Annotated in this window: 22 protein-coding genes; 5 read left to right on the forward strand and 17 right to left on the reverse strand. The window is 71.5% G+C overall.

Going from position 1 to position 23,184, the window contains the following annotated elements:
* Window positions 1–145 precede the first annotated feature (145 nt).
* Both ACIRP7_RS00360 and ACIRP7_RS00365 read right to left on the reverse strand, forming a co-directional pair.
* A complete protein-coding gene (locus ACIRP7_RS00360; protein WP_403651831.1) occupies window positions 146–499 on the reverse strand; it encodes a cytidine deaminase in 354 nt (117 codons plus the stop codon).
* Between the two features lie 279 nt (window positions 500–778).
* Window positions 779–1,594: a helix-turn-helix transcriptional regulator gene (locus ACIRP7_RS00365; protein WP_403652994.1), complete on the reverse strand. Its 816-nt coding sequence runs from the start codon at window positions 1,592–1,594 to the stop codon at window positions 779–781.
* Between the two features lie 146 nt (window positions 1,595–1,740).
* On the opposite strand from ACIRP7_RS00365, the gene ACIRP7_RS00370 reads away from it, so the two are divergent.
* Window positions 1,741–3,174: an MFS transporter gene (locus tag ACIRP7_RS00370; RefSeq protein ID WP_403651834.1), complete on the forward strand. Its 1,434-nt coding sequence runs from the start codon at window positions 1,741–1,743 to the stop codon at window positions 3,172–3,174.
* Here ACIRP7_RS00370 and ACIRP7_RS00375 read toward each other — a convergent pair.
* The 4 genes from ACIRP7_RS00375 to ACIRP7_RS00390 are packed head-to-tail and all read right to left on the reverse strand — an operon-like array spanning window position 3,136 to window position 6,365.
* A complete protein-coding gene (locus tag ACIRP7_RS00375) occupies window positions 3,136–3,495 on the reverse strand; it encodes an MmcQ/YjbR family DNA-binding protein (protein WP_352383801.1) in 360 nt (119 codons plus the stop codon). The two genes, ACIRP7_RS00370 and ACIRP7_RS00375, sit on opposite strands and share 39 nt — an antisense overlap.
* Entirely contained in the window at window positions 3,492–4,799 is a 1,308-nt protein-coding gene (locus tag ACIRP7_RS00380; RefSeq protein WP_403651837.1) for a hemolysin family protein, read from the reverse strand. Before ACIRP7_RS00380 ends, ACIRP7_RS00375 begins: the two co-directional genes overlap by 4 nt.
* Window positions 4,796–5,293 carry an rRNA maturation RNase YbeY gene (gene ybeY, locus ACIRP7_RS00385; RefSeq protein WP_403651839.1) on the reverse strand — a complete coding sequence of 166 codons (498 nt, stop codon included), beginning with the start codon at window positions 5,291–5,293 and terminating at the stop codon, window positions 4,796–4,798. The genes ACIRP7_RS00380 and ybeY overlap by 4 nt, the downstream gene beginning before the upstream one ends.
* Before the next feature lie 13 nt (window positions 5,294–5,306).
* On the reverse strand, window positions 5,307–6,365 hold the full coding sequence (locus ACIRP7_RS00390) for a PhoH family protein (protein ID WP_403651842.1): 1,059 nt from the start codon (window positions 6,363–6,365) through the stop codon (window positions 5,307–5,309).
* 226 nt (window positions 6,366–6,591) lie between these two features.
* Here ACIRP7_RS00390 and ACIRP7_RS00395 point away from each other — a divergent pair, with 226 nt between their 5' ends.
* Window positions 6,592–7,308: an FAD binding domain-containing protein gene (locus ACIRP7_RS00395; protein ID WP_403651844.1), complete on the forward strand. Its 717-nt coding sequence runs from the start codon at window positions 6,592–6,594 to the stop codon at window positions 7,306–7,308.
* Between the two features lie 305 nt (window positions 7,309–7,613).
* Here ACIRP7_RS00395 and ACIRP7_RS00400 read toward each other — a convergent pair whose 3' ends face one another.
* Window positions 7,614–8,741 (reverse strand): carbohydrate kinase family protein, encoded by a 1,128-nt coding sequence (locus ACIRP7_RS00400; RefSeq protein WP_403651846.1) that lies wholly within the window; start codon window positions 8,739–8,741, stop codon window positions 7,614–7,616.
* Between the two features lie 223 nt (window positions 8,742–8,964).
* On the opposite strand from ACIRP7_RS00400, the gene ACIRP7_RS00405 reads away from it, so the two are divergent.
* The gene (locus ACIRP7_RS00405; protein ID WP_403651849.1) at window positions 8,965–9,951 is read left to right on the forward strand and encodes a cellulase family glycosylhydrolase; all 987 of its coding nucleotides are present in this window, start codon (window positions 8,965–8,967) and stop codon (window positions 9,949–9,951) included.
* Window positions 9,952–10,067: 116 nt separating this feature from the next.
* Here ACIRP7_RS00405 and ACIRP7_RS00410 read toward each other — a convergent pair whose 3' ends face one another.
* Complete coding sequence (locus tag ACIRP7_RS00410) at window positions 10,068–11,357, reverse strand: glucarate dehydratase family protein (RefSeq protein WP_403651852.1); 1,290 nt, start codon at window positions 11,355–11,357, stop codon at window positions 10,068–10,070.
* Complete coding sequence (locus tag ACIRP7_RS00415; RefSeq protein ID WP_403652997.1) at window positions 11,354–12,256, reverse strand: 5-dehydro-4-deoxyglucarate dehydratase; 903 nt, start codon at window positions 12,254–12,256, stop codon at window positions 11,354–11,356. The genes ACIRP7_RS00410 and ACIRP7_RS00415 overlap by 4 nt, the downstream gene beginning before the upstream one ends.
* A 153-nt stretch (window positions 12,257–12,409) precedes the next feature.
* On the opposite strand from ACIRP7_RS00415, the gene ACIRP7_RS00420 reads away from it, so the two are divergent.
* Entirely contained in the window at window positions 12,410–13,213 is an 804-nt protein-coding gene (locus ACIRP7_RS00420) for an IclR family transcriptional regulator (RefSeq protein WP_403651855.1), read from the forward strand.
* Between the two features lie 189 nt (window positions 13,214–13,402).
* Entirely contained in the window at window positions 13,403–14,590 is a 1,188-nt protein-coding gene (locus ACIRP7_RS00425; protein WP_403651858.1) for an MFS transporter, read from the forward strand.
* Window positions 14,591–14,686: 96 nt separating this feature from the next.
* Here the strand turns inward: ACIRP7_RS00425 and ACIRP7_RS00430 are convergent, their stop codons facing one another.
* The 8 genes from ACIRP7_RS00430 to ACIRP7_RS00465 form a co-directional block, all read right to left on the reverse strand.
* Window positions 14,687–15,676 carry an adenosine deaminase gene (locus ACIRP7_RS00430; protein WP_403651861.1) on the reverse strand — a complete coding sequence of 330 codons (990 nt, stop codon included), beginning with the start codon at window positions 15,674–15,676 and terminating at the stop codon, window positions 14,687–14,689.
* A 20-nt stretch (window positions 15,677–15,696) separates the two neighbouring features.
* Entirely contained in the window at window positions 15,697–16,602 is a 906-nt protein-coding gene (locus tag ACIRP7_RS00435) for a ribonuclease Z (RefSeq protein ID WP_403651863.1), read from the reverse strand.
* Window positions 16,603–16,608: 6 nt separating this feature from the next.
* Window positions 16,609–16,962 (reverse strand): histidine triad nucleotide-binding protein, encoded by a 354-nt coding sequence (locus tag ACIRP7_RS00440; RefSeq protein WP_403651866.1) that lies wholly within the window; start codon window positions 16,960–16,962, stop codon window positions 16,609–16,611.
* A gap of 33 nt (window positions 16,963–16,995) precedes the next feature.
* Window positions 16,996–20,214 (reverse strand): S41 family peptidase, encoded by a 3,219-nt coding sequence (locus tag ACIRP7_RS00445; RefSeq protein ID WP_403651869.1) that lies wholly within the window; start codon window positions 20,212–20,214, stop codon window positions 16,996–16,998.
* Window positions 20,215–20,259: 45 nt separating this feature from the next.
* Window positions 20,260–20,793 carry a hypothetical protein gene (locus ACIRP7_RS00450; protein ID WP_403651871.1) on the reverse strand — a complete coding sequence of 178 codons (534 nt, stop codon included), beginning with the start codon at window positions 20,791–20,793 and terminating at the stop codon, window positions 20,260–20,262.
* Between the two features lie 79 nt (window positions 20,794–20,872).
* A complete protein-coding gene (locus ACIRP7_RS00455; protein ID WP_403651874.1) occupies window positions 20,873–21,265 on the reverse strand; it encodes a VOC family protein in 393 nt (130 codons plus the stop codon).
* 17 nt (window positions 21,266–21,282) lie between these two features.
* On the reverse strand, window positions 21,283–22,032 hold the full coding sequence (locus ACIRP7_RS00460) for a 16S rRNA (uracil(1498)-N(3))-methyltransferase (RefSeq protein ID WP_403651876.1): 750 nt from the start codon (window positions 22,030–22,032) through the stop codon (window positions 21,283–21,285).
* Window positions 22,029–23,105: a nitronate monooxygenase gene (locus ACIRP7_RS00465; protein WP_403651879.1), complete on the reverse strand. Its 1,077-nt coding sequence runs from the start codon at window positions 23,103–23,105 to the stop codon at window positions 22,029–22,031. The genes ACIRP7_RS00460 and ACIRP7_RS00465 overlap by 4 nt, the downstream gene beginning before the upstream one ends.
* Window positions 23,106–23,184: the final 79 nt, after the last annotated feature.

A 23,184-nucleotide genomic window follows, 5' to 3' on the forward strand; every position in this document is an offset into this window, starting at 1 on the left:
CCCGACGGACGGCCGGCGTTCACGGGGCGTGGTGCGGGACGCCGGGTGAACTGGAATCTGACGGTCCGTCGGAATATCCGGTTCCATTGATGCGCGTGGGACGAGGAACGGCAAGCCGGAATTCCGGCCAACCGTCACCGGGGTGTCAGCCGGCGGTCACGGTACTGCGCACGGTGCCGTCGACCCCGGCCACCAGCACCGGAGTCGTGGGCCCGCCCAGATCCCGGACGGCGGCCAGGTCCTGCTCGGAGGCCGATTCGGCATCCGTCACCACGGCCGCCGCCTCCAGGGACTTCGCCCCGGACGCCACCGCCATGGCCACCGCCGTCTGCAGCGCGCTCAGCTTCAACGACGCCAGCTCGACGGTCCCGGCCACATACGTCCGCCCGGTCTCGTCCCGTACGGCCGCCCCCTCGGGCACCCCGTTACGGGCCCGCGCCGAACGGGCCAGGGTGACGATCTTGCGGTCCTCGGGGTCAAGCGCACTGTTGTCGGTCATGGAACCGAGCATACGAACCGAACCCACGCCGACAGCGCCACGGGTCCACCCACCACCGGGCCACCGGGCCACCGGGCCACCGGGCCACCGGGCCACCGGGCCACCGGGCCACCGGGCCACCGGCCAGGGTCCGCCGCCCACCACCGGGGCACCGCGGATCAGGGGGCCCACCAGCCTCTGGAAGCGCTCCCCGTCACCCGTCCGTTGCCAACCGCGAAACGCACCGCCTGCCATGGGAGACACCCCCCGCCCGGCAGCCGTCCGCCGTCACCGGACACATCACCCCGCCACCGGATACATCGCCCCCCGCCGCCCCTCCGGGGACGCCAGCCACTCCAGCTTGGCCGCTGTGTTCGCCTCGTCCAGCGGGGTGTGCAGGACGACCGTCAGGTCTGAGCGGGCCGGTACCCTCATCGCCGTGGACTCCACGCACAGCAGACCGACCAGCGGATGGTCGAGCTCCTTGCGGATCACTCCGGCGTCCTCGATGTCCCGCCGCTCCCACAGCTCGGTGAACTCCGCGCTCGCCGACCGCACCCGGGCCAGCACCTCCTGGAAGCCCTCGTCCTCGGGGCGCGCGGACGAGGCCGCCCGGAACTGGGCGACCACCGTGCGCGCGTTCTGTTCCCAGCTGTGCGATCGCGACCGGTACAGCGGGTCCGTGAAGAAGTCGACGAGACAGTTCTGGGTGTTCTCCGGCCGCATGCCGAGCACCCAGCCCGCCGCGTCGTTGTACAGCACGCAGTTGTAGTACGCGTCCATGATGTGCGCCGGATACGGCATCCACGCGTCGATCAGCCGCCGCAGCCCCTCGCACCCGTGATCGGCGGCCGGTTCCGGCGCGGGCGGGTTCAGCCCGGCGAGGACGTACAGATGCCGTCGCTCCGCGTTGCTGAGCCGCAGCACCCGCCCGACGGAGTCGAGCACCTGCGGGGACACCGAGATGTCCCGCCCCTGTTCCAGCCACTGGTACCAGGAGGCACCCACCCCGGCGAGCACCGCGACCTCCTCCCGCCTGAGCCCCGGCGTCCGCCGCCGCGCCCCGCCGTCCGGCAGTCCGGCCTCGGCCGGCGAGACCCTGGCCCGCCGGCTCATCAGGAACTCCCGCAGCTCACGGTGCCGCTCACTCTTGGGTACGACCTCGGGCACGAACGCATCCCCCTCGCTGCTGCCTGGTGGTGCCACCACCAGCACAACTTGCGGCTCCCCACGGCTATTCCGGCGCCCGCAGGCTCTTGCCCATGGCGATCGACACCACAGATTCCGTCCCCGATGCGCTCGACACCCCCCGGCTGTCGACGCGCGACAAGCTCGTCCTGTTCGTCCTGTGCGCCGCCCAGTTCATGGTCGCGCTGGACTTCTCCGTCCTGAACGTCGCCCTGCCCGTCCTCGGCGCCGACCTGGGCATGAGCCCCTCCGCCCTGCAGTGGGCGGTCACGGCGTTCGCACTGCCGTCCGGCGGCTTCCTGCTCCTGTTCGGCCGCATCGGCGACCTGTACGGACGCCGGAAGCTGTTCCTCACGGGCCTGGCCCTCTTCGGCGCCGCCTCCGTGCTCGCGACCCTCGCCTGGGACCCGGCGTCCTTCCTCGCCGGACGCGCCCTGCAGGGCCTCGGCGCGGCGGCCATCGTGCCGACCGGCATGTCCCTGCTGACCACGACCTTCCCCGAGGGCCCCGCCCGCGACCGTGCCCTGGGCATCTCCGGCACCCTGCTCTCGCTCGGCTTCACCGTCGGCATGGTGGCCGGCGGCACCCTCACCGACACCCTCGGCTGGCGCTCCACGATGGGGCTGCTCTCCCTGTTCGCCGTGATCGTGCTGCCCCTGGCCCCCGGCCTGCTGCCCGAATCCCGCACCCCGCACCGCCCCCGCCTGGACGTCCCCGGCGCGATCACGGTCACCGGCGGCCTGCTCTCCCTGATCTACGCCCTCTCGACGGCCGCCGACCACGGCTTCGGCCGTACGGACGTCCTCGTCACCCTGATCGCCGGCCTGCTGCTCCTCGCCGCCTTCGTCACGATCGAGTCCCGTACCGCACAACCCCTGGTGTCCCTGCCCATGCTGCGCCGCCGCACGGTGGCGTGGGGCAACATCGGTGGTCTGGTCACCTTCTCGATGATGTCGACGGTCGTCTTCGTGCTGACCCTCTACCTCCAGGAGGTCCTGCACCTGTCGGCCTTCGAGACCGGCCTGGTCTTCGGCGTGCAGGGCGTCCTGTCGGCGGTGGCCGGCACCTACGCCCCGAAGGTCATCGGCCGCTTCGGCCCGCGCCGCACCCTGGTCGGCTCGCTCGTCGGCCAGGGCGCCCTGATCGCCGCCCTGCTGGGCCTGGGCACCGGGAACTGGTCCGTCTGGCTCGCCACGGCCGCCGTCTCCCTGGCCAGCATGTGCCACCTCGGCGCGATCATCTCGTACGGCATCACCGTGACCTCCGGTGTCCCGGACGAGGAGCAGGGCCTGGCCACCGGCCTGGTCACCTCCACCCAGCAGGTCGGCATCACCGTGGGCATCCCGCTGCTGGGCGTCCTCGCCACCACCTCGGACGACCTGCTGTCCGGCGTCCACACGGTCCTCGCCCTGGACACGTTCGTCGTGCTGGTGGCGGCGGCACTGGTCGCGGTGGGACTGCGGGTGCGCTCAGGGGCGGTCGAGGCGGAGCCGCTCGGCGCGCGGTAGACCCGCCACCACCAGGTCGTACGAGTCCTCGACGAGCTCCCGGACCAGACGGTCCGGGAGCTCGCCGTCGACGGTGACGGTGTTCCAGTGGCGCTTGTTCATGTGGTAGCCGGGAACGATCAGCCCGGGATGGTCGGCGCGCAGCCGAATCGCGTCCTCCGGGTCGCACTTGAGGTTGACCGTCAGGGGCCGCGCGTCCAGCGTGGTCAGGGCGAAGAGCTTGCCGAGCACCTTGAAGACGGAGACCTCCGGCCGGAAGGGGAAGTCCTCCACGGTCTCGTTGAAGGACAGGCAGAGGGCGCGCAGCTCCTGGGGGGTCACTCGGACACCTTCTCCTCTTCGGCGGGTTCGAGGGCGCCCACCGGCTCCACAAGAACCGTCACGATCTTGTTCCGGCGCCCCGCGGCGGCCTCCGCGGTCAGCCGCAGTTCCCGCCCGTCCGGAAGCTCGACGACCGCGGACGCCCCGGCGATGGGAACGCGGCCCAGCGCCTTCGCCAGCAGCCCCCCGACGGTCTCCACATCCTCGTCGTCGTACTCGTCGAGCCCGTACAACTCGCCCAGGTCGGTGATGTCGAGGCGGGCGGTGACGCGGTGACGGTCGTCGCCGAGGTCCTCCACCGGCGGCAGTTCCCGGTCGTACTCGTCGGTGATCTCACCGACGATCTCCTCCAGGATGTCCTCGATGGTGACGATGCCGGCCGTGCCGCCGTACTCGTCGATCACGACGGCGACGTGGTTGCGGTCCTGCTGCATCTCGCGCAGCAGGTCACCGGCGTTCTTGGTGTCGGGCACGAAGGCCGCGGGCCGCATGGCGGTGGACACCAGCTCCGACTCCGCGTCCCGGCTGATGTGCGTCTTGCGGACCAGGTCCTTCAGATACACGATCCCCACGATGTCGTCCTCGCTCTCCCCGGACACGGGGATGCGCGAGAAGCCCGAACGCAGCGCGAGCGTCAGCGCCTGCCGGATGGTCTTGAAGCGCTCGATGACGACGAGGTCGGTGCGCGGCACCATGACCTCCCGCACCAGCGTGTCACCCAGTTCGAAGACCGAGTGCACCATCCGGCGCTCGTCGTCCTCGATCAGGGACTCCTTCTCGGCGAGGTCGACCAGCGCGCGCAGCTCCGCCTCGGAGGCGAACGGGCCCCGGCGGAAGCCCTTGCCGGGGGTCAGCGCGTTGCCGATGAGAATCAGCAACGACGGGATCGGGCCCATGATCCGGGCCAGCGGGAGCAGGACGTACGCCGCCGTGGTCGCCGTGTTGAGCGGATGCTGACGCCCGATGGTGCGCGGGGAGACACCCACCGCCACGTACGACACGAGCACCATGACCCCGATCGCGACCAGCAGGGCGCGGGTGGTGCCCGGGAACTCCTGGAGGCAGGCGTAGGTGACCAGGGCGGCCGCCGCCATCTCGCAGGCGACGCGCACCAGCAGTGCCACGTTGAGATAGCGGGTCGGGTCGGCGGCGATCTGCGCGAGCTTGGCGCTGCCCCGCCGGCCGTTGCGTACGGCTTCCTCGGCGCGGAAGCTGGAGACGCGCGCGAGGCCCGCCTCCGCGCAGGCGGCGAGCCAGGCGACGACGACCAGGGCGATCGCGCCGGAGACCAGGGGCAGGCTCATGAGACGGTCGGCGCGGGGGACGGACCGGTGAGCCCCTTCTCCTGCCGCCAGCCGTCCACGATGGCCGCCTGCAGACCGAACATCTCGGCCTTCTCGTCAGGCTCCTCGTGGTCGTACCCGAGCAGGTGCAGCACCCCGTGCACGGTGAGGAGCTGGAGCTCCTCGTCCATGGAGTGCTGCGTCTCGGCCTCCTCGCCCTGCCGCTTGGCGACCTCGGGACACAGCACGATGTCGCCGAGGAGGCCCTGCGGGGGCTCGTCGTCGTCCTTGCTGGGCGGCCTGAGCTCGTCCATCGGGAACGACATGACGTCGGTGGGCCCCGGCAGGTCCATCCACTGGATGTGCAACTGCTCCATGGCGTCCTCGTCCACGACGATCACCGAGAGCTCGGAGAGCGGGTGGATGCGCATCCGCGCGAGCGCGTAGCGGGCGATGTCGAGGATCGCCTGCTCGTCGACCTCGGTTCCGGACTCGTTGTTGACGTCGATCGACATGGTGCTGGCTTGTCTACTTCCGCTTGTTCCGGCCGCCCTTGTGGGTGCCGTTCTCCGTACCGTTCTCGGTGTCGTACTTCTCGTACGCGTCGACGATACGGCCGACCAGCTTGTGCCGTACGACGTCCTGGGAGGACAGGCGGGAGAAGTGCACGTCGTCCACACCCTCCAGGATGTCCTGCACCTGCCGCAGCCCGGACTTGGTGCCGTTCGGCAGGTCGACCTGCGTCACGTCACCGGTGATGACGATCTTCGAGTCGAAGCCGAGCCGGGTGAGGAACATCTTCATCTGCTCGGGGCTCGTGTTCTGGGCCTCGTCCAGAATGATAAAAGCATCATTAAGGGTCCTACCTCGCATATACGCGAGGGGCGCCACCTCGATCGTCCCCGAAGCCATGAGCTTCGGGATCGAGTCCGGGTCCAGCATGTCGTGCAGGGCGTCGTACAGCGGGCGCAGATACGGGTCGATCTTCTCGTAGAGGGTGCCGGGCAGGAAGCCCAGCCGCTCTCCCGCCTCCACCGCCGGGCGGGTCAGGATGATGCGGTTGACCTGCTTGGACTGCAGGGCCTGCACCGCCTTCGCCATGGCGAGGTAGGTCTTGCCGGTACCGGCGGGGCCGATGCCGAAGACGATCGTGTGCTTGTCGATCGCGTCGACGTACCGCTTCTGGTTGAGGGTCTTGGGGCGGATGGTGCGGCCGCGCGAGGACAGGATGTTCTGCGTGAGCACCTCGGCCGGGGTCTCCTGGCCGTCGCTCGTCCCGTTCTCGCTCGCCCGCAGCATGGCGATCGAGCGTTCCACTGCGTCCTCCGTCATCGGCTGTCCGGTGCGGAGCACCAGCATCATCTCGTCGAACAGGCGCTGGACGAGGGCGACGTCCGCCGCCGCGCCTGTCGCGCTGATCTCGTTGCCCCGGACATGGATGTCGGCCGCCGGGAAGGCCTTCTCGATCACGCGCAGGAGGGAGTCGCCGGATCCCAGGACCGTGACCATGGGGTGCTGGGCGGGGACCGTGAACTGTGCTCTCGCCTGCCCCTGCGCGGGGCTGTGACCTGTGGGTGTCTGAGTCATGGGCCGGCGATCAACGCCTGCGGTTCCTCCTCGTCATGGCCGCGCAGTGGAAGGCGGCCTCACGGTGTCAAGAGTACGACGGTGCAGTGACAACGCCGTAGGGCTTTTCGACGGTCGGGGCGCCCTGTATGCAGCGGTGAGCCCTGCATGCTCCCCCGGGCCCCCGGAAAGAATGCGCTCACTGCATGCGTGTTCGAAGTCACCGACTGTTCGAAGAAGGAAGACCGTGCTGTTGCGTCTGCCCACGTCCCTGTCCGAGGCACAGGAGTGTCTGACCGACGGGGCGGTACCCGTCGGCGGCGCCACGCTGGTGTGGGCCGCCTGGCAACGCGACGGCTTCCCGGAGCAGGCCGTGTCGCTGCGCGAGGTGCCGGAGGCGAACGTTCTCGGGGCCGGGGAAGTGGGGGCGGCCGTCCTGCTGCACCGGATCGACGAGCGGGTGCCGGAGGTGCTGCACCGGGCCGCGGCCGGCATCGGCACCGGGGCGGTGCGCCGGGCCGCCACGGTCGGCGGGAACGTCGTCGGCAGCACCCTGCGCTGTCTGCTGCCCGCGGCCCTCGTGCTGGGCGCTCGCGCGCGGGTGCTGGCGGCGGAGGGTCCCTTCGAGGCCGATCTCGCCGAGGTGCTCGCCAAGAAGCCGCTGCTGCTGAGCCTGCACTGGAGCGATCCCCTGGTCAGCGGCTACCGCAAGGTGGCCGAGGCCCCGGGCGGCCCGCCGCCGCTGGTCGTCGCCACGGCCGTCCACGCGGGCGACCGCCCCGTCCTGCGCGTGGCGGTCCGCGACGGCTACGACTTCCTGAGCGAGAGCGTGCCCTGCGACCCGGGCGCGGACAGCGTGCTCGACGCATTGAGCGGTACGCCGATCGGTGCGCTGCCGGCCGCGGCCCGAGAGGTGGTCCGGGAGCAGGTGGCGTCGGTACTGGAGCGGGCGGGCGGCCACTGACGGGCCGACCTGCCCGGCGCGCCACGGAGGCGGACCGTCCGGCGGCGATACGCCCCGGCCCCGGGCTGCGGCGGCACAGACGTGCGGCCCTCGCGCCGATCCAGGGTTCGACGATCCAAGGTTCGGCGGACCGGAAGTCCTGCGGCCGGCTCAGGTCGGCGAGCCACGGAGACAGGTCCACCAGTGCAGATGTCACCCAGCCCGGTCAGCCGGCCCGACCTCCCGCCGTACTGACGAGCCGCCCCTCGACAAGCCGCAGGGACAGGCCCGCCCCGCAGCAATACCCCCGACCCCCGCCCCCACCCTCACGCCGACCGGCCGAAGCCGATCGTCGGTACCGCCCGGCGCAGTGGCCAGGTCGGGGACTCCTCCTCCGGGACCAGGTCCGCCAGGAAAGCGTACCGTCGCAGCGCGGTCGGGTCCTGGGAGGTGACGGACTGGACCTTGCGCCACCAGGCGCCGATCTCGGACCAGCCAGGCGCGGACAGGGAACCGCCGAACTCCTGGACGGAGAGCGCGGCGGTCAGGCCGGCGAAGGCCAGCCGGTCCGCCAGCGGCCAGCCCGCGAGGGTGCCGGTGACGAAGCCGGTCACGAAGACGTCCCCGGCGCCGGTCGGGTCGAGCGCCTCGACCTCGATCGCCGGGACCTCGGCGGCCTCCCCGGTACGCCGGTCCACCGCGTACGCGCCCTCCGCGCCGAGGGTGACCACGGCGAGCGGTACATGTTCGGTGAGCGCGTGCGCGGCCTCGCGGGGGGAGGAGGCGCCGGTGTAGCGCATGGCTTCCTCCGCGTTCGGCAGGAAGGCCTCGCAGTGTTCGAGGTCGGCGAGGCCCGCGAGGTCCCAGGCGCCGGTCTCGTCCCAGCCGACGTCGGCGAAGATGGAGGTGCCCTTGCTCGCGGCCTGGGCGATCCAGGGGGCGCGTTTGCCCGGCTCCAGCGACGCGACGGCCGCACGCGCGCGTGGGGGGCAGTCCGGCGCGGGCTCCTCGGGGGGCGGTTCGTGGCCGTGGGAGACCATGGTGCGCTCGCCCTCGTAGGCCATCGACACGGTGACCGGGGAGTGCCAGCCCGGGACCGTGCGGGACGGGGTGAGGTCGATGCCCTCGCCCTGTTCGAGGGCGTCCCAGCAGTACTCGCCGTAGTGGTCGTCGCCGAAGGCCGCGGCCAGCGAGGTACGCAGCCCGAGCCGGGCCAGGGCCGTAGCCATGTTCGCGACGCCGCCGGGGCTCGACCCCATCCCGCGGGCCCAGGACTCGGTCCCGCGCACCGGGGCGGAGTCGAGTCCGGTGAAGACGATGTCGAGGAAGACGGGGCCCGTGAGGTACACGTCCCAGGGCGGGTCGTCCGGCGTGCGCAGGGCGGCCAGCGGGTCGACCCGGGGCCGGTCGCGGTGGTGCTTTCCGACGGACGAGGCGGAGGCGGAGGCGATCACGGTGCGCTCCCTGACGTGGTGCGGATCAGGCCAGTCTGCACCACAGCACCGACAACGTGCCGCTGTCACACGGGATACGGCTCCTGACAGGCTCTTGACACTAAATCCGTGGAGGGTCAGCATTCAGAAACTCCCCCGTCTTCAGCTGGGTAGCCCCACGTCAGGGCGATGTTTACGTAAACATCGAGAAGTGAAAATCGAGCAATCGAACAATGGAGTTCGTGTGAATCGCCTCCACTCTCGCACCCGTCTGCGCGCCTTCCTGGTCGCAGCACTCCTCGCGCCACTGCTGACCGTTTCCCATGGCGCATCCGCCGCCACGAACGACTTCCGCGGAGTCAACTGGGCGGACAGCCGCGACAATTACGTGGACGGCTGGGTGATCCCGACCGGCCTCACGGCCGGGGACAGCTACGACAGCGTCCGCTCCAAGGCCGACGGCATCATCAGCGGCTTCCAGCAGCAACTCGGCGCGAACACCGTGCGGCTGCCGATCAACCCGCAGAGCGTCAACTCGGACTGGTGGGCGCGGTACAAGGGCGCCGCCGACTCGGCCCTGTCCCACGGCATGAAGGTCATCTTCGGCTACTGGGAAGCGAACAAGGACGGCAAAGTCGATGACCTGAACGCATGGAACACCATGTGGGACAAGGTCATCAGCGACTACGGCAGCAACGGCAACGTCTACTTCGAACCGATGAACGAGCCGTTCGGTTACAGCCTGAACGACTGGGTGTCGCTCTGCTCGTCGTGGCTGTCCCGGCATTCGAGCACCCCCCGCGGGCGGGTCCTCATCAGCGGCACCGGCTACAACGACAACGTCACGGGCGTCGGAGCGGCGAGCGCCCTGAACGGCACGCTGCTGTCGCTGCACTTCTACGGATACTGGGCCTCGGACACGACCCGCTCGGCGTGGACCACCAACCTGAGCAACCGGCTCGGCTCGTACTCGTCCCGCACCATCATCGACGAGGCCGGTGCCCCGATGACGACCGGGCTGAACTACTACGGCGGGAACCAGGACGGCAACACCTTCACCGCGTACTTCGCCGCCACCACGGACCTGACGAGGTCCCGTCAGATGGGCGTCGTCTACTGGCCCGGCCTGCGCTCGGGCGACACCTATTCGATCACCCGGCAGAGCGGCAGCTCACTTGCGGTGAACAACTCCTCGGGCGTGGCACAACTGCGCTGGGGCTGGGGCCTGTAACCGGACAGACGGCCGAGGGTGCTTTCCGCCCCCGCCTTGACGTCCTTCGTCACGACCGTGCGCCCCGACGGAAGCCCGCACTCGGCAACCGTCGGGGCCGCGACCTCCTGCCGGTGCTACCAGCGAGGTACGGCGGGCGTCTCCCATCCCGGCTCGACGACCCGCATCGCCGCCGCGTCGTCCCGCTCCCGCAGGGAACCGTCGTCGTCGAGCCACCGCCGGTGCAGGAACTCCACCTTCTCCCGGTCGAGTGCGACACCGAGCCCGGGCTCGTCGGAAACGCGTACGGCCCCGTCCTCGAAGACCAGCCGCTCGGTCAGCACATCCTCCGACTGCCAGGGGTAGTGCGAGTCGCAGGCGTGGTGAAGGTTCGGCACGGTGGACGCCACCTGGGTCATCGCGGCCAGCGAGATGCCCAGATGGGTGTTGGAGTGCATGGACACCCCCACCCCGAAGGTCCGGCAGATCGCGGCGAGTTGCTGGGTGTTCCGCAGTCCGCCCCAGTAGTGGTGGTCGGAGAGGACCACCTGGACGGCGTCCCGGGCGAACGCCTCCTTGATCTCCGCGAAGGTCGTCACACACATGTTGGTGGCCAGCGGCACGTCGGTCCCGGCGGACACCTCGGCCATGGCGGCGGTCCCCAGCGCGGGATCCTCCAGATACTCCAGGACGTCCCCGAGCTCCCGGGCCACCCTCAGCGAAGTCGCCACGCTCCAGGCCCCGTTGGGATCGAGCCGCAGGGGATGCCCGGGGAACGCCTCGGCAAGCGCCCTGACCGCCGCGATCTCCTCGTCCGGCGGAAAGACGCCGCCCTTGAGCTTGAAGGACGTGAAGCCGTACCGCTCGGTGAACAGCCGGGCCTGTTCCACCACTCCCGCGGGGTCGAGGGCCGCCCCCCAGTCGTCCTTCTCGGAGGCGACGCCCTCGGGATGGGCGGCCCACTTGTAGAACAGGTACGCGCTGTAGTCGACCGCGTCCCGCACCTTGCCCCCGAGCAACGCGTGCACGGGCAGCCCGAGTGACTTGCCCAGCGCGTCGAGACAGGCCACCTCGAAGCCGGAGACGACGGACAGGCGCAGTTTGTCGGCGGTCTGCACGCCCCGCAGCCCGCCGACGTCGACCTGCCCGGAGACCCGGGAGGAATCGACCGCCATCTGGTCCGCGACCGTGAACAGTCCGTTGAGATCGCCGGCCTGTCGCCCGATCAGCTTCGCGGCGAACGGCCGGGCCAGCTCCAGGTACTTGGTGTCGCCGTACGTCTCGCCGACGCCCACGACCCCGTCCGCGGTCTCGACTTCGACGATCAGCCGGGGCGTGTAGGGCTGGTGCACGCCCTGGGTGTTGAGCAGCGGCGGATCGGCGACGAGGATCGGCGTCAACCGGACATCGGTGATCGTGAGGTTCACAGGGCGGCTCCTACGAGGTCGAGACCGGTGGTCAGCAGCCGACGGAGGTCCGTCAGGTCGGCGTCGGACGGATCGGTGAGCGGCGCGCGCACGGGTCCGACCGGACGTCCCCGCAGCCGTGCCGCCGCCTTCACCAGCGACACGGCGTATCCGGGCACCCGGTCGCGGAGCTCGACGAGCGGGACGTAGAAGTCGCGCAGCAGTTTCTCGACCGTGCCGTCGCCCCGGTCGCCGTCGTGCAGGGCGTCGAAGAAGGCGTCGGCGATCTCGGGGGCGAAGGCGTGGACGGCCGAGGAGTAGGCGGGGACGCCGACGGTGGCGTAGGCGCGGGCCTGGACCTCGGCGGTGGAGGCGCCGTTGAAGAACAGGAAGCCCTCGGGGGCGGCGAGGGTGAGGCGCTGGAGCCGGTCGAGGTCGCTGTGTCCGTCCTTGAGTCCGATGACCCCGGGGATCTCGGTGATGCGCTTGAACGCGCCCACGCCGAACGCGACTTGGCCGCGCTGGTAGGCGATGAGCGGCAGTCCGGTCCGCGCCGCGATCTGCTCCAGCTGGGCGACCAGGCCGTCCTGCGGGGCGGCGACCAGATAGTGCGGGAGGACCAGCAGGGCGTCCGCTCCCGCTTCCTCGGCGATCCGGGCGAAGCGGACGGCCTGCGCCCAGCCGTAGCCGATGCCGGCGACGACGGGCACCCGCCCGCCGGCCTCCTCGACCGTGATGGTGACGACCTGCCGGTACTCGTCCTCGTCCAGGGAGAAGAACTCCCCGGTGCCGCAGGCGGGGAAGACCGCGCCGGGGGCGGTGGCGATCTGGGCGGCGACGTGGGCGCGGAAGCCGTCCGGGTCGAGGGTGCCGTCGTCGTGGAAGCTCGTGAGCGGGAACGACAGCACGCCGCGCGCCATGCCGTCCCGCAGTCGTCGGGCCGTGTCCGGGTCCGGGGTCACCCTCATCTCCCTATGTAGACGAAATCTACGTATGAAGATGGAGATTAGGTAGGCGAACCCCGTCCGTCAATGGGTCGGTGTCAGGTTTGAGGGGCCGATTACGATCGGTGCATGTCAGAGACAGGGGCCGAGCGCCCGGAGACCGGCGGTGTCCGCGAGGTGAAGTCGGCGGCCCGCACGGTCGAACTCCTCGAGCTGCTGGCCGCGCGCGGCGACCGCCCGGCACGGCTCCAGGAGCTCGCGGACGCACTGGGCGTGCCGCGCAGTTCGATGTACGCGCTGCTCCAGACCCTGATCTCGCGCGGCTGGGTCCGCACCGACATCACCGGCTCGCTCTACGGCATCGGCATCCACGCCCTGCTCACCGGCACGAGCTATCTGGACTCCGACCCGCGCGTCCGGGTCGTACGGCCGTATCTCGACGAGGCGTCCCAGGCGCTGGGCGAGACGATCCACATGGGGCGGCTCGACGGCCGGGACGTGGCCTATCTGGCGACGCGCGAGTCCCACGAGTACCTGCGGACCATCAGCCGGGTCGGCCGGCGGCTGCCCGCGCACGTCGGCGCGCTGGGCAAGGCGCTGCTGGCCGAGTGGCCCGACGAAAGGCTCCCCGAGGGGCCGTACGAAGCGCTCACGCCGAACTCCCACACCACCCGCGAGTCCCTGCTGGCCGACCTCGCCGAGGTGCGCGCCCGCGGCTACTCGGTCGACCGGGAGGAGGGCGTCCTCGGCATCGTCGGCTTCGGCTTCGCCCTGCGCTACGACTCCCCCGCCCAGGACGCCGTCAGCTGCTCGGTCCCGGTCGTCCGGCTGACGCCGGACCACGAACAGCAGATCATCGCGGTGATGCGCGAGATCAGGAGCAAGATCGAGGCGACGGCTCCGGGTGCGGGAGGCGCTCCCAGCTGGCGTTAGGGGCGGGCCAGGGACGGCCTCTTCTACCCGGCTTCCCTCAGCCCAAACGGTACGTGATCCACATCACGCGACCCGGTCTACTTCCGCAACCGTGTGCTTGATACAAATTCTTCGCGCGTTCCTGTCCGTCGACGGCCTGCGCCCAACCCCCTTTTCGAGCCGCTTCTTTCGCATGCCCTGGGAACGCCCGTGTCCGCCCCTCGCTCCACCCTGCCCTGGCCCCTCATTGCCCTTTTCGCGGCCGGGTATCTCGCCCCCTACCTCCTGCCGACGACCGTCGGCAGACTCGACTCCGGGCTTGCGCTCACCGCCACCGAGGCGGGTGCCGTCGGCAGCGCGCTGCTGCTGAGTTCGGCGGCGGCGGGCTTCCTGCTCGCCTCCCGCGTCGACCGCGTCGGCCCCCGCACGCTCGCCCGCACCGGCCTCGCCCTCGCCGTCCTCGGCTACGGGGGCGCCGCCCTCGCCCACGCCGTCCCGGCCGTCGTCGTGGGGGCCCTGATCGGCGGCTTCGGATCCGGTACGGCGACGGCGGTGGCCGCCACCGGCATCGCCGCCCAGCCGGACCCGCACCGCGCCACCACGGTCGGCCTGCTCGGCGTCTCCGCACTCGCCGGTGCCGTCTACCTGACCGTCCCTCACCTGGGCCCCGGCCACGGCCAGCCCCTCGCCGCGATCGCCCTCACCGCCCTGGCGGTCTGGCCCCTGACGAGTCGTCTGCCCCGGCGCACGGCCCCCGCCCGGAGCCGGGAGACCCGCACTCCGCTCCCCCACCTTCGCGCCGGCCTCCTCCTCGCCGCGACCCTGCCCTGCTGGTCCCTCGCCCAGAACGCCCTCTGGGGCGTCAGCGGCCGCATCGGCCTCACCCAGGCCCACCTCTCCGAGGCGACGGTCGGCGCGGTGTTCGCGATCGCGCTCGGCGCGGGCCTGCTGGGCGTCGTCGGCGCGGGCGCCCTCGGCCCCCGGCTGGGCCGCGCGCTCCCCATCGGCGGCGGCACGGTCCTCATCGCCGCCTGCATCACCCTGAGCGCCTCCGCGAGCGACCTGACGTCCTTCGCGACCGGCGAGATCGCCTGGAACACGCTCTACCCGATCGTCCTGTCGTACGTGATCGGCCTGGCCGCCTCCCTGGATCCCCGGGGCCGCTGGGCGGTCCTGGTCGGCTCGGCGTCGTCATTGGGCACGGCAGCGGGTCCCCTGACGGGAAGCCTGCTCGCATCCGAGGCCGGCTTCCCGGTGATGGGCACGGTCCTGGCAGCGGGCCTGCTGCTGATAGCCGTACCCATGACGGCGGTGGCGACGGGCGCGGGGCGGCGGACCTTGCCGGTCGTGGAGATCCAGGTGGACACCCAGGTGTACGACAAAGCAACGGCAGCCTGAGTGCTTTTGGCTTTCAGGGGCGCGGGCTGTGTCGATATGCGGCGCCGCCGCGTGGGCGCGACCAGCCACGACGGCGCCGCGGACGACAACGCGCCCTCAGAACTCGTAAGCCTCGACCTCCGCCAGATACCGGGCCCGCAGCTCCTCATCGTGCTCCAAGAAGGACGCGAGGAAGGAGTTGCGGGCCAGCTCCCGCAACCGCTCCTCGCCCAGGCCCAGCGCCGAGCGCACCGCATCGAAGTTGTCCCCCGCATAACCCCCGAAATAAGCCGGGTCGTCGGAGTTCACCGTGCACATCAACCCCGCATCCAACATGGCCGGCAGCGGATGATCGGCGAGCACATCCACCGTACGGAGCCGCACGTTGGACAACGGACACAGGGTCAGCGGAATCCTGTCCCGCACCAGCCGCGCGACCAGCTCCGGCGACTCCATGCACCGCAGCCCGTGGTCGATCCGCTCCACCCCGAGCACGTCCAGCGCCTCGACTATGTACTCCGGCGGCCCCTCCTCCCCGGCGTGCGCCACCCGCCGCAGCCCCAGCGCCGCGGCGGCCTCGTACACCTCGCGGAACTTCACGGGCGGATACCCCACCTCGGCGGAGTCGAGCCCGACCCCGACGATCCGGTCGAGATACGGCTTCGCGGCCTCCAGCGTCCGAAGGGCCGACTCGGCGGACTCGTCCCGCAGGAAGCACATGATCAGCTGCGTCGAGACGCCATGGTTCTGCGAGCTGCTGCCCAGCGCCCGCCACAGCCCCGCCACCACGGTCCCCATCTCCACGCCCCGCGCGAGGTGCGCCTGCGGATCGAAGAAGATCTCCGCGTGCCGCACCCCCTGCGCGGCGGCCCGGGCGAGATAGGCGTTCGCCAGGTCCTCGAAGTCCCGCTCGGTGCGCAGGACGGCCATGAGCTCGTAGTACAGGTTCAGAAAGGACTGGAGATCCTCGAACCGGTACGCCTCGCGGAGTTCGTCCGTGGTGGCGTACGGCAGCTCGACGCCGTTGCGCGCGGCCAGCTCGAAAGCCAGCTCCGGCTCCAGGGTGCCTTCGATGTGCAGGTGCAGTTCAGCTTTGGGGAGGGACATCAAAGCATCGTACGGCCGCTTTACCGCCGTTTCGGAACCGGCACCCTCAGGAGGTCGTGGGCCACGGTCAGCTCGCCCTCGTACCCCGCCGCCCGCGCCTGCCGTTCGAACTCCGCCGGCTCGGAGTAGCGCTGGCTGAAGTGGGTGAGCACGAGATGCCGTACGCCGGCGTCCCGGGCGGCTCTCGCGGCCTGACCGGCGGTCAGATGACCGTGTTCCACGGCGAGTCGCTCGTCCTCGTCGAGGAAGGTCGACTCGATGACGAGCAGGTCGCAGCCGTCCGCGAGGGCGTGGACGCCGTCGCACAGGCGGGTGTCCATGACGAACGCGAACCGCTGGCCCCGGCGGACCTCGCTGACGTCGTCGAGGAGGACGCCGTTCAGGGAGCCTTCCTTTTGGATCCGCCCGACGTCGGGTCCCTTGATGCCGTGCGCGGCGAGGCGGTCGGGGAGCATGCGGCGGCCGTCGGGTTCCGTGAGGCGGTAGCCGTAGGACTCGACGGGGTGGGAGAGCCGGCGGGCCTCCAGTGTGTAGCCGCCGGTCCGCGCGAGCACCCCGTCGGCCGCGACCGGCGCCTCGGTGAGCTGAACCGTCTCCCGGTACGCCGTCGCGTACCGCAGGCGGTCGAAGAAGCGCTGCCCCGACTCCGGGTAGTGGGCGGTGACCTGGTGCGGGACCCGGTCGAGGTTGATGCGCTGGATCACGCCGGCGAGGCCGAGGGAGTGGTCGCCGTGGAAGTGGGTGACACAGATCCGGTGGAGGTCGTGGGCGGCTACCCCGGCGCGCAGCATCTGGCGCTGGGTGCCCTCGCCGGGGTCGAAGAGGAAGCCCTCGCCGTCCCAGCGCAGTAGGTAGCCGTTGTGGTTGCGGTGCCTCGTGGGGACCTGGCTGGCGGTGCCGAGGACGACCAATTCACGTACGGACACGGGGAGTTACCCGGGGGGCCAGTGGAGGCCGCGGCCGCCGAGCACATGGGCGTGGGCGTGCCAGACCGTTTGTCCGGCGCCGGTGCCCGTGTTGAAGACGGTGCGGTAGCTGTCCAGCTTTTCCTGCTCCGCGACGGCCTCGGTGGCCCGGAGGACGTCCGCGGCCAGTTCCGGGGCGGCGGTGGCGAGGACGGCGGCGTTCTCGTAGTGGGCCTTGGGGATGACGAGGACGTGGGTGGGGGCCTGGGGGTTGATGTCCCTGAAGGCGACGGTGGTGTCCGTCTCCCGGACGATCGTGGCCGGGATCTGGCCTTCGACGATCTTGCAGAACAGGCAGTCGCCCTGGGGTTCCCCTGGCATGGTGTTCCTTTCGCCTCGGATCTCGGGGGCATCTTAGTCAGGCAGAGCCGGCGGAATCCTGGCAGGACTGCTGTCCAGCGCCTCCAGGGCGATCCGCACCGCCTCGTCCAGCTGGGCGTCCCGGCCCGCCGCGTAGTCCTGCGGCCTCTGGAGGACCTCCACGTCCGGGTCGACCCCGTGGTTCTCGACGCCCCACTCGTAGCCCTCCAGCCAGAAGGCGTACTTCGGCTGGGTGATCAGCGTGCCGTCGACCAGGCGGTAGCGGCTGTCGATCCCGATGACCCCGCCCCAGGTGCGGGTACCGACGACGGGGCCGATGCCCAGCGCCTTGATCGCCGCGTTGACGATGTCGCCGTCGGAGCCGGAGAACTCGTTGGCCACGGCGACGACCGGGCCCCTCGGCGCGTCCCGCGGGTAGCTGTACGGGGTCATCCCTCGCGGTACCGCCCAGCCGACGATCCGGCGGGCCAGCTTCTCGACCACGAGCTGGGAGGTGTGGCCGCCGCGGTTCTCGCGCACGTCGACCACCAGGCCCTCGCGGGCCACCTCGACGCGCAGATCGCGGTGGATCTGGGCCCAGCCCGGGGCCTGCATGTCCGGGACGTGCAGATACCCGAGCCGTCCGCCGGACTTCTCGTGGACGTAGGCGCGGCGGTCGGCGACCCAGGCGTGGTAGCGCAGGGGCTCCTCGTCGGAGACCGGGACGACCACGGCGTGGCGCAGGTCTCCGCCGCCGGACGGGGAGACGGTGAGTTCGATCGGCCGGCCGGCCGTGCCGACCAGGAGCGGGCCGGGGCCGGTGACCGGGTCGACCGGCCGGCCGCCCACGGCGACGATCGCGTCCCCGGCACGCACCGCGACACCGGGTGCGGCGAGCGGGGAGCGGGCGGCGGGGTCGGAGGTCTCGGTCGGCAGGATGCGGTCGATGCGCCACTGCGGCGACCCCTGGGGGCCGTCGTCGTGGCGGGAGATGTCGGCGCCGAGCAGGCCCTGCCGGGGGCCGTGACCGCCGTGGCCGCCGCGGGGGGTGACGTAGGCGTGGGAGGTGCCGAGTTCGCCGTGCACCTCCCAGAGGAGGTCGACGAGGTCGTCGTGGGTGGCCAGGCGGTCCAGGACCGGGCGGTAGCGGTCCAGGACGCCGTCCCAGTCGACGCCGCTCATGTCGGGCCGCCAGAAGTGGTCCCGCATGATGCGGCCGGTCTCCTCGTACATCTGCCGCCACTCGGCCGACGGGTCGACGGTCTGCCGGATGCGGCCGAGGTCGACGGAGATGTTCGTGTCGCTGTCGTCGTCACCGGAGGCGCGGCGGTCGCTCGGTACGACCTTCAGACGGCCGTCGGTCCACAGCAGCACCCGCTTGCCGTCGCCGCTGACGGCGAAGTGGTCGGCGTCGACGGCGAGGTGCTCGAGGCGCTGCTGGGCGAGGTCGTAGCGCTGGAGGTCGGTCTTGGGGTCGGGGTCGTCGGGGGTGGCCCGGGAGGAGCCGAGGACACCCTGGACGGGGTGGCGCAGCCACAGCACGCCGTCCTTGGCCGCGCGCAGGTTGGAGTAGCGGCCGGCCTCCACCGGGAAGGGCACGATCCGGTCGGCGAGCCCTTCGAGGTCGATACGGGTGGCCGGGGTGCCCTCGCTGTCGGGGGTCTCGTCCTTGTCGGGGGCCTCGAAGGGGCGCCCGTGTCGCTGCGGGCCGAAGGGGGACGGGGTGGTCGCGGCCAGGGTGATCAGGTGCGGGCGGTCGCCGACGACGAAGGCGAGGTCGAAGACGTGCTCGTCGTAGACCGGGTCGAAGGAGCGGTTGGACAGGAAGGCCAGGTGTTTGCCGTCGAGGGTGAAGGCGGGGGCGTAGTCCTGGAAGCGCAGCGGGGTCGCCTCGGTGACCGACAGGTCGGTGGTGTTGGCGAGGCGGAGCTGGCAGAGCGGGGCGGGGCCGGGGTGCGACCAGGCGAGCCAGGCCGAGTCGGGCGAGAACGTCAGGCCCCGTACGTCGCCGTCCTCGCTGCGGTCGACCTCGCGGACCTCGCCGGTCTCCCGCTCGACGAGCAGCACGCGGCCGTCGTGCGCGGCGACCGCGGCCCGGCTGCCGTCGGGGGCCATGGCGAGGCCCAGGACGCGGCCGAGCTGTCCCGCGGCGAGGCGGCGCGGGGTGGCGCCGGGGGCGAGGCCGGTGGCGGGTGCGAACTCCAGGGCGTCGTCGCCCTCCGCGTCCGTCACCCACACCACCCACTCCTCGCCCTCGGTGCGGAAGGTGCGCGGCAGCCGGGCCCGGACGCCGGGTTCGGCGGCGAGCGCGCGGGCCGGGCCGGAGCGGTGGGTGACCCAGTGGACGGCTCCGCGTACGGCGACCGCGCTGCCGCGTGCGGTGTGGTCGGGGGCGGCCGAGCCGAACCAGCGGGAGGCGTCCAAGGGGAAGGGCTGCCGGTCGGCACGCTGCCCGCCGAGCCGGACCTCCAGGCAGCGCGGTTCGGCGCCGTCGAGGTCGTCGAGGATCCACAGCTCGCCGGCGGAGGTGTAGACGACCCGGGTGCCGTCGCCTGCCGCGTGCCGGGCGTAGTAGCCGTCGAGGGGGGTGTGCCGACGCAGGTCGGAGCCGTCGGCGAGGGAGGAGTAGACGGCTCCGGTGCCCTCGTGGTCGGAGAGGAAGGCGATCCGGTCGCCCGCCCACACGGGGTACTCCAGGTTTCCGTCCAACTCTTCGTGGAGCCGTACGAACTCGCCGTCGCCGTCGCGGTCGATCCACAGCTTGCCCGCCGTACCGCCTCGGTAGCGCTTCCACCAGGCGGCCTCGCGACCCATGGGCGCGGAGAGGATCACGGTCGCCGGGCCGTGGGCGACATGGCCGACGGGGCCGTACGGCAGGGTGGTGCCGGGTCCGCCGTCGAGCGGGACGGTGTGCGCCCAGCTGCGGCGCAGGCTGGCCTGGCCGTGGGTGGTGATCGCGAGGACCTCGCCGTCCCGGGTCCAGCCGCGTACCTGGGTGCGTGCGCTGCCCCAGTGGGTCAGCCTTCTGGCCGGTCCGCCGTCGGCCGGGGCGATGTGCACCTCGGGGGCGCCGTCGCGGGCGGAGGTCCAGGCGACGGTGGTGCCGTCGGGCGAGATACGGGGGTGGGTGACCGGCACGTTGTCCGCGCTGACCCGCCAGGCACGTCCGCCGTCGAGCGGCGCGAGCCACACGTCGTCCTCGGCGGTGAAGGCCACCAACTCGCCCCGCAGGTGCGGAAACCGGAGATATGCAGACGTCGCAGGCTGTGTCACCCGATTACCCTACGCACGGGCGGTGGCCGTGCACAGAGGTTTCGATCACTTGCCGTCGGGCCAGCACTGCGGGTCCTTCTGGCACCAGATCGTCTTGGTGACGGTCACGGTGACGGTCGGGCCGGGCTGCCGCGGGTCACCGGCCGGGGGCGTGGGTGTGGCGGTGCAGTCGCCGAGCCCGTCGACGCGGAACCACTGTCTGCCGCCGACGGTGGCGGTGAGGTCCCCGCGCACACACGCGCCGCTGACGGTCCGGGTCACCTTGCCCTTGACGGTGATGTCCTTGCCGTCCCGTGTCTTGCCGTCGCAGTCGACGGTGGCGACGGTGTTCACACTGGAACTCGGTGTCCGGTCGCCGTTGTCGTAGGAGGCCGTGCAGGTCAGCCAACTCACGTCGGCCTTCTGCCGGTTCAGCTCCTTGGTGACCAGCTGGTCGGTGGTGTACGCCACGGTCGCGGAGCTGACCGCACCGGTCGGATCGCAGGCGGCGACCCCGCCCACGGCCAGCACGGCAACCCCCATCGCACCCGCTGCTCGCACCCCGCGCGGCCGACGCCGGTTCCGTCTCAACGCCACCATGCAGGGCAGCCTGCCACCGTCCCGCCCGGGACGGTAGGGCGCATACGGCCACCTGTGCGCCGGTCGGGTGCCGCGGTGCTCAGGTGCGCAGCAGCAGCCACTCCTGAAGCTCCACCAGGTTCCCCTCCGGGTCCTTGAGGTGGGCGACGCGCATGCGGTCCGTCATCGGGGACGGGCCGTGCAGCAGGGTGGCGCCGCGGGCGGCGATCTGCTCGCAGTAGGTGTCCAGGTCGTCGACGCGCAGCACGACCAGGGAGCGGTGGCCGGTGGCCGTGTCACCCAGTTCGCCGAGGACCGCCGCCATCATCGACCGGTCCTGCAGGGCGATGCCCGCCGAGCCGGTGGCGGGGCTGAACTTCTCGTACGGCCCCTGCACCGCCCCCGACTGGGGCTTGAGGCCGAGGACCTCGGCGTAGAAGCGGTAGCAGGCGGCGAAGTCGGTGACGAGCAAGCGTACTTGGGCGAGTTCCACGGCCGTCCTTCCAGGGGTCAGGACCAGCGGCCGGTACGGCCGAGGAGCAGAGCGGTCGCCGCGGTTCCGGCGGTCGACGTGCGCAGCACGGTGGGCCCGAGGACGTAGGCGCGCGCACCGGCCTCCTCGAAGAGCGCCAACTCGTCCTTGGCGACGCCTCCTTCGGGGCCGACGACCAGCACGATCTCGCCCTCGTCGGGGAGTTCGGCGGTGGCCAGCGGCACACTGCCGCGTTCGAAGTCGGAGTGGAGCACGGCGGCGAAGTCGGCATTGGCGAGAAGTGCGGCAACCTGCTTGGTACTTGCCGCGTCCGCGATCTCCGGGAAGCGGACCCGGCGGGACTGCTTGCCGGCCTCGCGTGCGGTGGCCCGCCACTTGCCGAGCGCCTTCAGGCCCCGGTCGCCCTTCCACTGGGTGATGCAGCGGGCCGCCTGCCAGGGCACGATGGCGTCGACGCCGACCTCGGTCATGGTCTCTACGGCGAGTTCACCGCGGTCGCCCTTGGGGAGGGCCTGGACGACGGTGATGCGGGGCTGCGCCCGGGGTTCCTCGCGCACCGGGCCCAGTTGGACGATCAGCCGGTCCTTGCCCTCCGCGGCGAACACCACGCAGTCGGCCCGGCGTCCGGCGCCGTCGGTGAGGATGACGTCCTCGCCGGGCTGCAGCCGCTTCACGGAGACGGCGTGGCGGCCTTCGGGGCCGTCGAGGACGTACCGTCCGTCGCCGCCCGCGTCGAAGTGCTCGACCACGAACACCGGTGCGGTCATCGCAGGTCTCCCTTGCCCGACAACGCTGTCCTCGCTGCGTCGAGTTCGGCCGCGAGTATCTCCACGAGCTGCCCCGCGGGCAGGTCGCGTGCCATCCGGTGACCCTGGCCCGCCCACAGCGCCATGCCCTGCGCGTCCTTGGCCTTGGCGGCGGCCTTGCGGAGCGGGACGGTGAGGTGGTGGACCTCGGGGTAGGCCGCGGGCGCGTACGGTCCGTGCTCGCGCAGGAAGCGGTTGACCAGGCCACGGGCCGGTCTGCCGGAGAAGGCGCGGGTCAGCTCGGTGCGGACGTAGAGGGGGTTGGTCAGCGCCTGCTTGTGCACGTCGTGGGCGCCGGACTCGTGGCTGGCGAGGAACGCCGTGCCGATCTGGGCCGCGCTCGCGCCGGCGGCGAGGACGGCGGCGATCTGGCTGCCGCGCATGATGCCGCCGGCGGCGACGACCGGGATGGTCACCGTCTCGCGGATCTGGGCGACCAGGGAGAGGAGTCCGAGGCCGGCGCCGTCCTGCTCGGGGAGGTCGCGGTGGGTGCCCTGGTGACCGCCGGCCTCGACGCCCTGCGCGATGACCGCGTCGGCGCCCGCGTACTGCACGGCGAGGGCCTCTTCGGGAGTGGTCGCGGTGACGAGGGTGAAGGTGCCGGCGCGGCGCAGCGACTCCAGGGCCTCGCTGCTCGGGATGCCGAAGTGGAAGGAGGCCACCGGCACGGGGTTGTCGAGGAGCACGGCGAGCTTGGCGTCGTACCCGTCGTCACGGCCGCTGTCGCGGTCGCCGAGCTCGGTGTCGTACCAGGTGGCCTCCCCGGCCAGCTGGTGGGCGTAGACCTCGACGGCGGCGGGGTCGGCATACTCCGGCTGCGGCATGAAGAGGTTGACGCCGAAGGGGCGTCCGGTCAGCCCGCGCAGCTGCTTGATCTCCTGGTACATCCCGTCGGCCGTCTTGTACCCGGCGGCGAGGAATCCGAGCCCGCCCGCATCGGACACGGCGGCGGCGAGGCGCGGCACGGAGACGCCGCCCGCCATGGGGGCCTGCACGATCGGATGAGGGAAGAGATCGGTCAGTGCGGAGGACATGACGGCATGTTGTCACGTCCTCCGAACAAGTCCGAATCGGCCCTTGGACAGCTCACGTACGCCCGCTGAACGCGTCCTT

The organism is Streptomyces sp. NPDC102270, from assembly GCF_044766405.1.
In the GTDB taxonomy this organism is placed as follows: Bacteria; Actinomycetota; Actinomycetes; order Streptomycetales; family Streptomycetaceae; genus Streptomyces.

Excerpts from the sequence above, each read along its gene's own strand:
- ACIRP7_RS00365 (WP_403652994.1), bottom strand. The coding sequence starts at position 1,594 with ATGAGCCGGCGGGCCAGGGTCTCGCCGGCCGAGGCCGGACTGCCGGAC.
- ACIRP7_RS00465 (WP_403651879.1), bottom strand. The coding sequence starts at position 23,105 with ATGTCCTCCGCACTGACCGATCTCTTCCCTCATCCGATCGTGCAGGCC.
- ACIRP7_RS00450 (WP_403651871.1), bottom strand. The coding sequence starts at position 20,793 with ATGGTGGCGTTGAGACGGAACCGGCGTCGGCCGCGCGGGGTGCGAGCA.
- ACIRP7_RS00360 (WP_403651831.1), bottom strand. The coding sequence starts at position 499 with ATGACCGACAACAGTGCGCTTGACCCCGAGGACCGCAAGATCGTCACC.
- ACIRP7_RS00415 (WP_403652997.1), bottom strand. The coding sequence starts at position 12,256 with ATGGCGCGCGGCGTGCTGTCGTTCCCGCTCACGAGCTTCCACGACGAC.
- ACIRP7_RS00370 (WP_403651834.1), top strand. The coding sequence starts at position 1,741 with ATGGCGATCGACACCACAGATTCCGTCCCCGATGCGCTCGACACCCCC.
- ACIRP7_RS00430 (WP_403651861.1), bottom strand. The coding sequence starts at position 15,676 with ATGTCCCTCCCCAAAGCTGAACTGCACCTGCACATCGAAGGCACCCTG.
- ACIRP7_RS00390 (WP_403651842.1), bottom strand. The coding sequence starts at position 6,365 with ATGACTCAGACACCCACAGGTCACAGCCCCGCGCAGGGGCAGGCGAGA.
- ybeY (WP_403651839.1), bottom strand. The coding sequence starts at position 5,293 with ATGTCGATCGACGTCAACAACGAGTCCGGAACCGAGGTCGACGAGCAG.
- ACIRP7_RS00460 (WP_403651876.1), bottom strand. The coding sequence starts at position 22,032 with ATGACCGCACCGGTGTTCGTGGTCGAGCACTTCGACGCGGGCGGCGAC.
- ACIRP7_RS00420 (WP_403651855.1), top strand. The coding sequence starts at position 12,410 with ATGTCAGAGACAGGGGCCGAGCGCCCGGAGACCGGCGGTGTCCGCGAG.
- ACIRP7_RS00440 (WP_403651866.1), bottom strand. The coding sequence starts at position 16,962 with ATGCCAGGGGAACCCCAGGGCGACTGCCTGTTCTGCAAGATCGTCGAA.
- ACIRP7_RS00380 (WP_403651837.1), bottom strand. The coding sequence starts at position 4,799 with ATGAGCCTGCCCCTGGTCTCCGGCGCGATCGCCCTGGTCGTCGTCGCC.